The sequence below is a fragment of the Phenylobacterium sp. genome (assembly GCF_024508875.1).
Lineage (GTDB): Bacteria > Pseudomonadota > Alphaproteobacteria > Caulobacterales > Caulobacteraceae > Phenylobacterium.
Genome location: NZ_JANINU010000029.1, coordinates 1 through 11,901 on the forward strand (window position 1 = coordinate 1; position 11,901 = coordinate 11,901).

An 11,901-nucleotide genomic window follows, 5' to 3' on the forward strand; every position below is an offset into this window, starting at 1 on the left:
AGCCCGAGATCAAGATCATCGACGTCTTCATCTGCAAGCTGCGCAAGAAGATCGCGGCGGCCGCGGGCGGCGACACCCAGATCGAGACCGTCTGGGGCGGCGGCTACATGCTGCGCGACGGCAAGTCGGAACGTCTGGCGGCCTGACGCCATCCGCGAGGGGCGGCCGCGTCGTGGCCGGGGAGGGACCATGAGCCAGGGACTGGGAGGCGACGGCGCGCCGGTCGCCAAGGGGCGTGGCGCGCGGGGGACCGCGCCGGGGGCCGCACGGCCGCCGCGTCCGCTCCGCCGCGCCGTCGACCGACGCCGCCGACGCGCGGAAACGGAGCGCGCGGCCGAGCTGGAGGTCCGTCGGCAGGCCGACATCCTGGTCCACGACTTCAACAACCTCCTCAACGTGATCCTGGCCGCGAACGAAGCTCTCGCGGCCGGCCTGCCCGAGGGCTCCGACGCCTACGAGCTGGCGCGGGTCAGCCAGGCCGCCGCCGAGAAGGGCGCCGAGTTGCTGCGGCGCATGGCCGAGCTGGCGCGTCCGGTCGAGGACGCGCCCGCCGCTGCAGTCGACGCCGCCGAGGTGTCGGTGGCCGTCGCCCGGCTCGCCCAGGTCTCCACGGCCGCGATGGTGACCGTCGTCGCCATGGCCCAGCCGGAATCCATGGCCTGCCACGCCGACGGCGCCGACCTGGAATCGGCGCTGCTGAACCTCTGCGTGAACGCCGGCCACGCCATGCCGGACGGCGGCGTGGTGCGGATCGCCACCACGCCGCGCAAGCTCGGCGGCGACGAGGCCGCGGCCCTGGGTGTGACGCCCGGCGCCTATGTGGCGTTCTCGGTCGTCGACAACGGCGTCGGCATGTCGCCGGAGGTGCTGGCGAGGGCGGCGGAACCCTATTTCACCACCCGCGCGGGCCGTGGCGGCACGGGCCTGGGCCTTGCCGGGGTCCGCGACTTCGCACGCCGCTCCGGCGGCGCGCTGCGGCTGGTCTCGGAGTTGGGCCGCGGCTCGACGGCCACGCTCTACCTGCCCCGAGCGTGACCTAGGCCGCGCCGGCGGTGATTGTGGAGCGGATCAAGTCCGAGAGGCTCTCGGCCCGCATCTTCGACATCACGTTGGCGCGGTAGATCTCCACCGTCCGCGGGCTGATCGTGAGCGTCGCGGCGATCACCTTGTTGCTCGCCCCGTCCACGATCAGGTCCAGCACCTGCCGCTCGCGCGGCGTCAGGCTTTCCAGCCGCCGCAGGACGCGGGTGCGAGCGGCGGCGCCGTCCACCGCGGCGTCGTTCTCCTCGAGGCAGTGGCGCACGCCCTTCAGGATCACGTCGCTTTCGAAGGGCTTCTCGATGAAGTCGATGGCTCCGGCCTTCATGGCGTCCACGGCGCGGCTGACGTCCGCATGCCCCGTGATCACTATCACTGGTAGTATGCAGCCGACGCCCTTCAGGGCCCGGATCAGCTCGATCCCGTCCATGCCCGGCATGCGCAGGTCGGTGATGATGCAGCCGCGCGCGGCGGGGTCGAAGGTGGCCAGGAAGTCGTGGGCCGAGGCGAAGCCCCGGGCCGTGAGGCCGTCGGACTTCAGCAGCATCAGCAATGAATCGCGGGCCGCATCGTCGTCATCGACGACGAACACCGTCCGATCCGCTGCTGAGTTCGCCATCTTCACCTGCCCGCGCCAATACAAAACTGAAGGCGGCGCCACCCAGGCGGCTCGGTTCGACCCAAATCCGTCCCCTGTGATTTTCGACTATAGCACTCGAAATCGACAGGCCTAGCCCCATGCCCTCGGGCTTAGTGCTGGCCAGAGGCTGAAACAGTCGTCCCGCGACGCTTGCATCGATGCCCGGACCACTGTCCTCAACTGTCGTCACAAGTTGGTCCCCGGGGTTCAGGCGGGTCGAAATGTTAACCTGGCGGTTCGGGTACTTCGTCACAGCTTCGATTGCGTTGCGCACCAAGTTGACCACCAGTTGTTGAATCTGGATGCGGTCGGCGATGACGGTGTCGGGCCCCTTGTAGAGATCGTAGACGAGCCGGACGCTCGCATCGCGGGCCATGACGGCGATGATGAAATCGACCTCGCCGATCATCGCCGAAAGGCTCTCCGCCTTCTGTAAAGTGCCCCCGCGCGTGGCGAGGTCGCGCATGGTCCGGATGATCTCCCCGGCCCGCACGGCTTGGTCGCCGGCCCGCGCGACCGCGTCGATCAGATCGTCGTCCTCCAGCTCCATCCGGGCGATGAGATTGCGCGCCGCGCGCAGGTAATTGGCCACGGCCGACAACGGCTGGTTGAGCTCGTGGGCGAGGATCGAGGCCATCTCGCCCATGGAGTTCGCGCTCCATACCTGCGTCAGTTGCTGGCGCAGTTCCTCCGACCGCCGCTCGGCCTCGAACAGCGACGTCATGTCGCGCAGGACCATGGTGAGAAGCCGCCGGCCGGCGATGGTGACTTCGCCGACGCGCACCTCCATGGGGAAGGTCTGGCCGTCCTTCTTCAGGCCGGTCACCTGGCGGGTGCTGCCGCTGGCGTCGCCCTCGCGGCCCGCCTGGCCGGTCAGCGCCCCGTCCTCGCCCGGCGGCATGAGCCGGCTGAAGTTCTGGCCGATCAGGTCCTGGGCGTCCCAGCCGAACAGTCGCTCGGTCGGGCGCGAGAAGCTCTGGATCACGCCGCGGTCGTCGATCAGCACCAGCGCGTCGGCCACGATCTCCAGGCTCGCCTGCAGCAACTCCTCGCGTTCGGCCTGATCGGCGATGATCTCGGCGGCGGCCAGCCTCTGGGCCATCAGGGCGCGAACCCAGCCGGCGATGCCCAGGCCGAGTGTGAGGAAGAGGCCGGCCCGGACGGCGCGTTCGACCAGCGAGAGCTCGGTCAGCCCCTCGAGATAAAACCCGCCGGCGGTGACCAGCACGGCGGCCGTTACGGACGACCACGCGCCGCCATAGGCCGCGCACGCCAACAGGGCTGGCGCGCCGAAGAGATACACCGAGTGGCTGAACGTCGGACGCAGGGCGAAGAGCAGCGCCAGCGCCGCCGCCGAAACCCCCACCGCCAGGAACTGACCCCCGATGACCCCGAGGCCAGGACTCAAATTCGCCACGCCGGTTGTGCGATTTCCCGTCCACAACCTTGACATGTATTCTACATTTCCGCGTCGGCCCCGACCCGACAGCCCAATGTTCTGCGAAAAATTTGCCAGCTAAGCAATTACGTACAACTACATAAGGGTGCGTAGAGGTTCAGGAATTCGCTTCGCCGGCGAAATATGGGCGCCGCAATCACTTGTGGCGCGACCCGCGGCGTCAGCTACCCGACAGTGCGATGCCCGGGCCGGACGGCGGCGTTGCATCGCCATCATTCAACGATCTTTGCATCCAGACGATGTCGACCCATCGTCCATGCTTGAATCCGAAGCTCCTTCCGACCCCGGCGTCGATAAAGCCCAGCGACCGATGCAGGCCGATCGAGGCGGCGTTGCCGCTGTCGCCGATCACCGCCACCACCTGGCGCACGCCCAGCGCCTCGCAGGCCGCGATCACCGCCGACAGCACCGCCCGGCCCACGCCCCGGCCGACCGCCTCGGGCGCGATATAGACGCTGTCCTCGACGGTGTAGCGATAGGCCGCGCGAGGCCGGAACGGGCCGGCATAGGCGAAGCCCAGCACCTTCCCGTCCGCCTCGGCGACGAGGTAGGGCAGGCCGCGGGCCGCCACCGCCGCCCGGCGGCTTTCCATCTCGGCCGCGGTCGGCGGCTCCTCCTCGAAGGTTCCGAAGCCGTACAGCACGTGGTGCCCGTAGATGGCCGCCAGCGCCTCCGCGTCCTCCGCCGTCGCCGCCCGGATGATCACGCTTTCTTCCAGCCCTTCTCCAGCGCCCAAACGGCGAAGGCGTAATCCAGTGCGATCTCCTTCAGGAAGTCGAAACGCCCGGATGCGCCGCCATGGCCGGCCTCCATGTTGATCTTGAGCAGGATCGGAGCGTCGCCTGTCGTGTGTTCGCGCAGTTTCGCCACCCACTTGGCCGGCTCCCAGTAGGTGACGCGCGGGTCCGACAGCCCACCGGTCGCCAGGATCGGCGGATAGGCCTGCGCCGAGACGCGATCGTAGGGGCTGTAGCTTTCGATCAGGTCGTAGGCGGCCGCGTCCTCGATCGGGTTGCCCCACTCGGGCCATTCCGGCGGGGTGAGCGGCAGCGAGGTGTCGCTCATGGTGTTCAGCACGTCCACGAACGGCACCGCCGCGATGATCGCGCCCCACAGGTCGGGCCGCAGGTTGGCCACCGCCCCCATCAGCATCCCGCCGGCCGAGCCGCCATAGGCCGCGATCCGGCCCTTCGAGGCGTAGGTCTCCGCGACCAGGTGCTCGGCGCAGGCGATGAAGTCGGTGAAGGTGTTGGGCTTCTTCTCCTTGCGTCCGTCCAGGAACCAGCCCCAGCCCTTGTCCGAGCCGCCGCGGATGTGCGCCGTGGCCCAGATCCATCCCCGGTCCACCAGGCTGAGATTGCGGATCGAGAAGCTGGGCTCCATGGCGTGGCCATAGCTGCCGTAGCCGTACAGCAGCACCGGCGCCGAGCCGTCCTGCGGCGTGTCCTTCAACATCAGGAGCGTGATCGGAACCTCGGCCCCGTCGGCGGCCCTGGCGTACAGGCGCCGCGCCACATAGCGGCTGGGGTCGTGGCCGGACGGCACCTCCTGCGTCTTGCGCAGGCTCCGCTCGCGACTGGCCATGTCGTAGTCGAACCACTGCCGCGGCGTGGTCGGCGACTGGTAGACGAAGCGCGTCGTCGTGGTCTCGTATTCGTAACCGCCCTCCAGGTTCAGGGCGTAAGCCTCCTCGTCGAAGGCGACGATGTGCTCCGCGCCATCCCGCGCCATCACCACCAGCCGGTCCAGGGCGTTCACGCGCTCGGCCCGCACCAGATGCCCGGCGAAGGCGGCGAAGCCGGTGATGTAGCGGCCCGGTTCGTGCGCCACCCAGTCGCGCCAGGTCGCCTTGGCCGGGACCGCGGCGTCCGAGACGCACAGCTTGAAGTCCACCGCCCCGTCGTCGTTGGTGCGGATCACCCAGCGGTCGCTCCAGTGGTCGACGGCGTACTTCACGCCCACGCGCCGCGGCTCTGCCACGACCGGCGCCGCGGTCGGATCGCTCGCCGGGATCAGCAGGATCTCGGTGGTCTCCTGGTTGCCCACATGGATCAGCACGTGGCTGTCGTCGGCCGCCACGCCCACGCCCAGGAACATGCCGTCGTCGGCCTCCTCGTAGACCAGTGTGTCCTCGCCACCCCCTCCTGGACTGGGGCGCGCCGCACGGCGGAAGACCTTGGCCGGCCGGGCGTTCTCGTCGCGCCAGATCCAGAAGATCCACCGGCTGTCCGGCGAGAAGCAGAAGTCGCCGTATGCGCTCTCGATCGGCGCGCCCACGTCCGCGCCGCTGGCGAGGTCCTTCACCCGAATTTGATAATACTCCGAGCCCTGCTCGTCGGCGGCCCAGGCGTACAGCGCATGGTCCGGGCTGTGGCTGGCCGCGCCCACATGGAAGTACGCCTTGCCCTTGGCCATGGCGTCTTCGTCCAGCAGCACCTCCTCGGGGCCGTCCTGTCCCCGCGGCTTTCGCGCATGGATCGGATGCTCGGCGCCCAGCGCATAGCGCGAGTAGTAGTCCCAGGGCCCGTCGGGGGAGGGGACCGAGCTGTCGTCCTCTTTGATCCGCCCCTTCATCTCGGCGAACATCTGCGCCTGCAGCGCCTCGGTCTCCGAGAGGACCGCCTTGGTGTAGCCGTTCTCGTCGTCCAGGTGCTCGCGGACATCGGCGCGCAGCACCTTCGGGTCCCGCAGCACCTGCTGCCAGTTGTCGTCCTTCATCCAGGCATAGTCGTCGACGCGAACCCGGCCGAGCTGTTCGATGCGATGGGGCGTCTTGGCCGCGACGGGCGCTTTGGGCAGGCTCATCCCAGCTAGATGCGACGCCCAGCCGTCGCACTCAAGCGCCCGCGTTCGCGACGCCTGTGCGTTTCCGCGCGCGGCGTCGGGCCGCAGCCGATTGTGGCGACTTGGCGGCAGACGCCGATCCGTGATTCACTACTTGTGCATCCACATCGCGCATCAAAGACGCGAGTACGCACATCGAGTCTTAGGGGCCTGCCATGGTCATGGACCTTGCGGTCGAGCTGATCCACGCGACCGTCCAGTTGGAGCAACCGCTGGGCGACGGGACGCGGACCGTCGGCACGGGCTTCCTCATCGCCACCGCCGGCCCCGACGGCCAGCCGCGCACGGTCCTCGTCACCGCCAACCACGTGCTTGAGAAGATGCCCGGCGCCAACGCCCGCATCGGCTATCGCATCGCCAATCCGGACGGCTCGTGGAGCTACTCGCCCCAGCAGCTCAAGATCCGCGACAAGGACGGCCACGAGCTGTGGACCCACCATCCGAACCGCGACGTCGCCGCCATCACCATCAAGGCGCCGCCGGAATTCGCCAAGGCCGCTCTGCCCCTCAACTACCTCGCGGCCGACGACACCTTCGACAAGGAACAGGTGACCGCCGGCGACGAGATGATGGCCCTGGGCTTCCCGCGCGGCCTCTCCGCCAATTCCGCGGGCTTCCCGATCCTGCGTTCCGGTAAGGTCGCCTCCTATCCTGTCGCGCCGGCCAAGATCTTCCCGACCTTCCTGCTCGACTTCTCGGTCTTCCCCGGCAACTCCGGCGGGCCGGTCTTCGTCAGCCATCCGGTGAAGGGCGAACCGGGCGTGACCCAGGTGGCCGACAAGGCGCCCGAGAAAGGCGATTCCGGCTTCATCGCCGGCCTCCTGACCCAGCAGGTCGAGCTCAACAGCGAGCGGCTGGAGATCGGCATCGTCACCCACGCCAAATATGTGCGTGAGACGATCGCCCTGATGCAGAACCCCCTGGCGCCCCAGACCGTCGCCGAAGGCATGACCGCCGTCAGCGGCGGCCGCACGGCCTCGGCCGAAGAAGCGGCGCGCGATTAGCCGCCGGTGGGCGTGCTCGGCGCCATTGGCTCCTTCTTCCGTCGGCTCGGCGCCGACCTCGTCCGCGAATCGGGGGAGTGGCGGATCCGCTGCGACGCCTGCGGCCGGGAGCGCTCACTCCGGTCTGCCGGCGGCATCCGCTGGAAGGCCTATGGCGTGAAGCATACGGTCGGGTTCTGCCGGGCCTGCGGCGTCATGCGTCCGGCTACGATCTACCACCCGACCAAGTCGCCGGCCTGACGCGCCGCGCCAGGCCGGGACTGTCCGGCGTCAGGCGCCGTACAGGACCGAGATCGTCTCGGCGATGCAGGCGGGGCGGTCCTCGCCCTCAATCTCGATGGTGCACTCGTTCTTGATCTGCATGCCGCCGGCCTTCGGCTCGGCGCCGATCAGCTTCTGGCGCATGCGCACGCGCTTGCCGACGCGGACCATGTTGGTGAAGCGCACCTTGTCCGAGCCGTAGTTGATGCCGCGGGTCACACCCTTCACCGGCAGCATGCCGGCGCCCAGGAACGGGATCAGGCTCAGCGTCAGGTAGCCGTGGGCGATCGGGCCGCCGATTTCCTTCGTGGCGCGCTCGACGTCCACGTGGATCCACTGGTGGTCGCCGGTGGCGTCGGCGAACTTGTTGACGCGGTCCTGGTCGATCAGGACCCAGTCCGACACGCCCACTTCCTGGCCGACCAGTCCGGGCAGGTCCTTGATCTCGACGGGGTTCATTCTGTGCGCTCCCTCGGGTGCTTTGAGTTCAGGCCAAAGCCTCTAACATCTGTTCGGATCGGAGCAAGCCGCCGTCGCCTCTCTCGCCCACTTCGAGTCTGCGGCGTGGGCTCACACGATCCGCGACCCCTCCTTGCCCCAGTAAGCGTCGCGGATCAGGCGCTTGTAGAGCTTGCCGGTCGGGTGGCGGGGCAACTCCTGCATGAAGTCCAACTTCCGCGGCGACTTCACGTGGCTCAGGTTCTGGCGCGCGAAGGCCATCAGCTCGTCGCGCAGGGCGTCGCCCGCGTCGGCCCAGTCGGCCGGCTGGATCACGGCCACCACCTGCTCGCCCATCTCCTCGTGCGGCGCGCCCACCACGGCCACGTCCGCGACCTTCGGGTGGCCGATCAGCAGGTTCTCGATCTCCTGCGGATAGATATTCACCCCGCCCGAGATGATCATGAAGCTCTTGCGGTCGGTAAGGTAGAGGTAGCCCTCCTCGTCGGTCCAGCCCACGTCGCCCAGCGTCGTCCAGCCGTGCTTGTTGGTGCCCTCCGCCACCTTCTCGGGCGCGTTGTGATAGGCGAGCGGCGGGCCGTTCGCGAAGTGGACCACGCCCTCGGTGCGCGGCGGCAGCGCCTCGCCGTCCTCGTCGCAGATACGCAGCTCGCCCAGCACGGCCCGGCCGACCGAGCCCTTGTGGGTCAGCCACTCGTCCGACTTGATGAAGCAGAAGCCGTTGCCCTCGGTGCCGGCGTAGTACTCGTAGATCACCGGCCCCCACCAGGCGATCATCTGCTCCTTCACGGGCACGGGGCAGGGGGCCGCGGCGTGCACCGCCGAGACCATCGAGCTCACGTCGTACTTGGCCCGCACCTCTTCGGGCAGCTTCAGCATGCGCACGAAGTGGGTCGGCACGAATTGGCCCACGTTGACCTTGTACTTCTCGATCAGGCCCAGCGCCGTCTCGGGGTCGAACTTCTCCATCACCACGACGGTGCCGCCGAGCTTGTGGACGCTCATGCACCAGCGCAGCGGCGCGGCGTGGTACAGCGGGGCGGGCGAGATGTAGACGCAGCCCGGCGGGAAGCCGAACAGCGTCTGGGTCATCATCACCAGGGCGTTGGGCTCGTCGATGGCCGCGCCGGTCAGCGCCGGCTTGATCCCCTTCGGCCGCCCGGTCGTGCCCGACGAATAGAGCATGTCCGAGCCGGCGGTCTCGTCGGCGATCGGCGTCGTCGGCTGGCCGGCCGTCGCCGCTTCCCAGCTCTCGTAGGGAGGCCGCTGGCCGCCCACGATGTACAGCTTCACCGCCTTCGGCAGCACGCCGGGCAGTTCGTCCACCACCGCGCCGACGCCCGGCGAGGTGATCAGCGCCTTCGCGCCGCAGTCGCCGACGATGTAGTCCACCTCGCCCGCCGTCAGCTTCGACGAGATGCAGGTGTAGTAGAGCCCGCTGCGCTGCGCCGCCCAGGCGATCTCGAAATAGCGCGGGTTGTTGTCCATCAGGATGGCGATCACGTCGCCCGCCTTCAGGCCCAGCGACCGGAACAGGTGCGCGCCCTGGTTCGAGCGCTCGTCGAGCTGCTTGTACGTCACCGTCTCGCCGCTGCCGGCCATGATGTAGGCGGCGCGGTCCGGATGGGTCTTGGCGTGTGTCGCCGGATGCATGTGTTCACTCCCGGGGCCGGTCTTTGCGCCAGCCGGTTTCCTCAGGGGGCGAATTGCGGACCTTGACGTCGGGTGCGTCAAGCGGGCCCGGGCGCCCGCCGATCGGGCGAAACAGCGCGGACCTGCCCGAACTCAGGTCAGGCGTGACGCACCTGTCACTTTGTGACGCGCCGGCCTCGCAGGCCGCCGCCTCGCCGATCAGGGTTACCGGATCGAATCCCGTGAGGAGGTCCCATGGTCGCCCTGTTGCTCGCTGCGCTGTTCCAGAGCGCCGCGCCCGCGTCCGCCGCCGCGCCCAGCCCGCCGCCTGCCAAGGCCGAGCGGGTCTGCCGCAAGGAAACGGTCGTGGGCAGCACCATCAAGAAGAAGATCTGCCCTCGGAAGATCGTCGACGAGGTCGCCCAGGGCGATAAGACCGACGCGGCCCAGGTGGCGCAGCCGACCCCGAAGTAGGCCGGTTTCGCGGACCGGAACGCGACGCTACTCTCGCAGGGTGGCTGACGTGCGTGCCGATGTGTCCGATTTCCTGGCGCCCTGGGCGGAGGGTGCGGTGCTGCCGCCTGACGATGCCGACCTGTTTGACGTCCTAGGCATCGACGGCGATGACGCCTTCGAGTTCATCGATGCGTTTGCCGGCCGCTTCTCTATCGATGTGAGCAGCTACCGCTGGTATTTCCACCACGGTGAGGAGGGGTTTGGCCCAGGGGGCCTCCTATTCCGCTCCCCTGATCGCCGCGTGAAGCGAATTCCCATCTCCGTCGAGGTTTTGTCCGAGGCCGTTCGCACGGGTCGCTGGCCCATAGACTACCCACCGCATTCGCTGCCCAAGGTTCGCTGGGACATTCGGTTGAACCAAGCGTTCGGTCTTCTGATCCTGGCATCTGTGGTGCTGTGGGCATGGTACGGCTTGGTTGCGAGAGGCTGATGCCCGGCGCCCCAGACATCCCTTGACCTCCCGTCCGTCACCCTTTCCGAAGTGGCGGCGAACAAGGACGAGGAAGCTCAGACCCATGCCCACCTTCGAGACCCTGCTGTACGCCGTCGAGGACGGGATCGCGACGATCACCCTGAACCGGCCCGACAAGCTGAACGCCTTCAACACCACCATGATGAAGGAGCTGATCGCGGCCTTCGACGAGACCGACGCCGACGACAACGTGAAGGCGGTGATCATCACCGGCGCGGGGCGTGCGTTCTGCGCCGGCGCCGACCTCTCGGCCGGCGGCGCCACGTTCGACTACGACAAGCGCGGCGGCGCCGACCAGGCGGCGCGCCAGGAGCAGGGCGTCCACCGCGACGGCGGCGGCCTCGTCACCCTACGCATCTTCGAAAGCCTGAAGCCCGTCATCTCGGCCTGCAACGGCGCGGCCGTGGGCGTCGGCGTCACCATGCAGCTGGCCATGGACTTCCGCCTGGCTTCGGCCGACGCCCGCTACGGCTTCGTCTTCGCCCGCCGCGGCATCAACCCCGAGGCCTGCTCGTCCTGGTTCCTGCCCCACCTGGTGGGCATCCAGACCGCCCTGGAGTGGTGCTACACCGGCCGGATCTTCCCGGCGCAGGAAGGGCTCGACAAAGGCCTGGTCCGCTCGATCCACGCGCCGGACGACTTGCTGCCCGCCGCCCGCGCCCTCGCACGCGAAATCATCGACAACACCGCGCCGGTCTCTGTGGCCATCACGCGCCAGCTCATCTGGCGCATGGCCGGCGCGGCCCACCCGATGGAGGCGCACAAGGCCGACAGTCGCGCCATCGAGGCCCGTGGCCGGTCCGGCGATGCCAAGGAAGGCGTGACCTCGTTCCTCGAGAAGCGCCCCCCGAACTACCCGGACAAGGTGTCGAAGGACCTGCCCGACATCTGGCCCCACTGGAAAGCGCCGACCTTCAGCTAGGTCGAGCTCAAACAGTACGACGTACGGCGCCCCTCGCGGGCGCCGTTTTCGTTTTGGCGGTCTTTCAACCCTGCCTTGAGTTGCAGACGCCAGTGGCAGGTACACGACGTTTCCAACTCATATCCATCCACGCCTGTTGTTTGCGCTGCGCTGGTCTTCTGTTCTCCAAATAGGCGACGCCGCTTTTCTCTATTTCTCTGTTGTGTGCGCCGGGAGATGCCGATAATGACGGCGCACCGATCTTGTGAATCACTGAGCGCCGCTGCTGGCGTCCAACCTTCGGAACCAAGAGAAATGGACGAGAAGTCGGAAGTCATCGAGATGACCGCGGACATTGTTTCCGCGTATGTGGGCAACAACACTGTTGCGGCGGCCGACCTTCCCGGCCTGATCCAGAGCGTTCATCGCGCCCTCGCGGGCGTGTCGTCGGGCGTCGAGACCGTCGAGGTCGCCCCGAAGGAGCCGGCGGTGCCGATCCGTCGCTCGATCACGCCGGACTACCTCGTCTGCCTCGAGGACGGCCGCAAGTTCAAGTCGCTGAAGCGGCACCTGCGCACCAAGTACAACATGAGCCCCGAGGAATATCGCGCCAAGTGGGGCCTGCCGAAGGACTATCCGATGGTCGCCCCGAACTACGCCAAGGCGCGTTCGGAC

General features: G+C 68.2%; 14 protein-coding genes. 8 read left to right on the forward strand and 6 right to left on the reverse strand.

The genetic code is table 11. The features are described from left to right. Window positions 1-146: helix-turn-helix domain-containing protein (locus Q0L11_RS03235; protein WP_296595424.1), on the forward strand; the 146-nt coding region annotated here is incomplete at its 5' end. 43 nt (window positions 147-189) lie between these two features. Beyond that, complete coding sequence (locus Q0L11_RS03240) at window positions 190-1,035, forward strand: ATP-binding protein (protein WP_296595411.1); 846 nt, start codon at window positions 190-192, stop codon at window positions 1,033-1,035. Between the two features lies 1 nt (window position 1,036). On the opposite strand, the gene fixJ is transcribed toward Q0L11_RS03240, so the two are convergent. From fixJ to Q0L11_RS03260, 4 genes are all read right to left on the reverse strand, one after another. After that, entirely contained in the window at window positions 1,037-1,630 is a 594-nt protein-coding gene (fixJ, locus tag Q0L11_RS03245) for a response regulator FixJ (protein ID WP_296595412.1), read from the reverse strand. Continuing rightward, window positions 1,614-2,981 (reverse strand): ATP-binding protein, encoded by a 1,368-nt coding sequence (locus Q0L11_RS03250; RefSeq protein WP_296595413.1) that lies wholly within the window; start codon window positions 2,979-2,981, stop codon window positions 1,614-1,616. The genes fixJ and Q0L11_RS03250 overlap by 17 nt, the downstream gene beginning before the upstream one ends. 316 nt (window positions 2,982-3,297) lie before the next feature. Continuing rightward, window positions 3,298-3,843, reverse strand: a complete 546-nt coding sequence (locus Q0L11_RS03255; protein WP_296595414.1) for a GNAT family N-acetyltransferase — start codon at window positions 3,841-3,843, stop codon at window positions 3,298-3,300. Further along, window positions 3,840-5,942, reverse strand: coding sequence for a S9 family peptidase (locus Q0L11_RS03260; protein ID WP_296595415.1), 2,103 nt, complete (start codon window positions 5,940-5,942; stop codon window positions 3,840-3,842). Before Q0L11_RS03260 ends, Q0L11_RS03255 begins: the two co-directional genes overlap by 4 nt. A gap of 194 nt (window positions 5,943-6,136) precedes the next feature. On the opposite strand from Q0L11_RS03260, the gene Q0L11_RS03265 reads away from it, so the two are divergent. Continuing rightward, window positions 6,137-6,985 (forward strand): serine protease, encoded by an 849-nt coding sequence (locus Q0L11_RS03265; protein WP_296595416.1) that lies wholly within the window; start codon window positions 6,137-6,139, stop codon window positions 6,983-6,985. A 6-nt stretch (window positions 6,986-6,991) separates the two neighbouring features. Then, window positions 6,992-7,225: a hypothetical protein gene (locus tag Q0L11_RS03270; protein ID WP_296595417.1), complete on the forward strand. Its 234-nt coding sequence runs from the start codon at window positions 6,992-6,994 to the stop codon at window positions 7,223-7,225. Window positions 7,226-7,255: 30 nt separating this feature from the next. On the opposite strand, the gene Q0L11_RS03275 is transcribed toward Q0L11_RS03270, so the two are convergent. Continuing rightward, window positions 7,256-7,705, reverse strand: coding sequence for a MaoC family dehydratase (locus Q0L11_RS03275; protein ID WP_296595418.1), 450 nt, complete (start codon window positions 7,703-7,705; stop codon window positions 7,256-7,258). Between the two features lie 111 nt (window positions 7,706-7,816). Continuing rightward, complete coding sequence (locus Q0L11_RS03280; RefSeq protein WP_296595419.1) at window positions 7,817-9,358, reverse strand: acyl-CoA synthetase; 1,542 nt, start codon at window positions 9,356-9,358, stop codon at window positions 7,817-7,819. A gap of 234 nt (window positions 9,359-9,592) precedes the next feature. On the opposite strand from Q0L11_RS03280, the gene Q0L11_RS03285 reads away from it, so the two are divergent. The 4 genes from Q0L11_RS03285 to Q0L11_RS03300 form a co-directional block, all read left to right on the forward strand. Then, the gene (locus Q0L11_RS03285) at window positions 9,593-9,811 is read left to right on the forward strand and encodes a hypothetical protein (RefSeq protein ID WP_296595420.1); all 219 of its coding nucleotides are present in this window, start codon (window positions 9,593-9,595) and stop codon (window positions 9,809-9,811) included. A 49-nt stretch (window positions 9,812-9,860) separates the two neighbouring features. Then, window positions 9,861-10,283, forward strand: coding sequence for a DUF1493 family protein (locus tag Q0L11_RS03290; RefSeq protein ID WP_296595421.1), 423 nt, complete (start codon window positions 9,861-9,863; stop codon window positions 10,281-10,283). A gap of 85 nt (window positions 10,284-10,368) precedes the next feature. After that, on the forward strand, window positions 10,369-11,247 hold the full coding sequence (locus Q0L11_RS03295; protein WP_296595422.1) for a crotonase/enoyl-CoA hydratase family protein: 879 nt from the start codon (window positions 10,369-10,371) through the stop codon (window positions 11,245-11,247). A gap of 294 nt (window positions 11,248-11,541) precedes the next feature. After that, window positions 11,542-11,901 (forward strand): MucR family transcriptional regulator (locus Q0L11_RS03300; protein WP_296595423.1); only part of this gene is annotated, 360 nt, incomplete at its 3' end.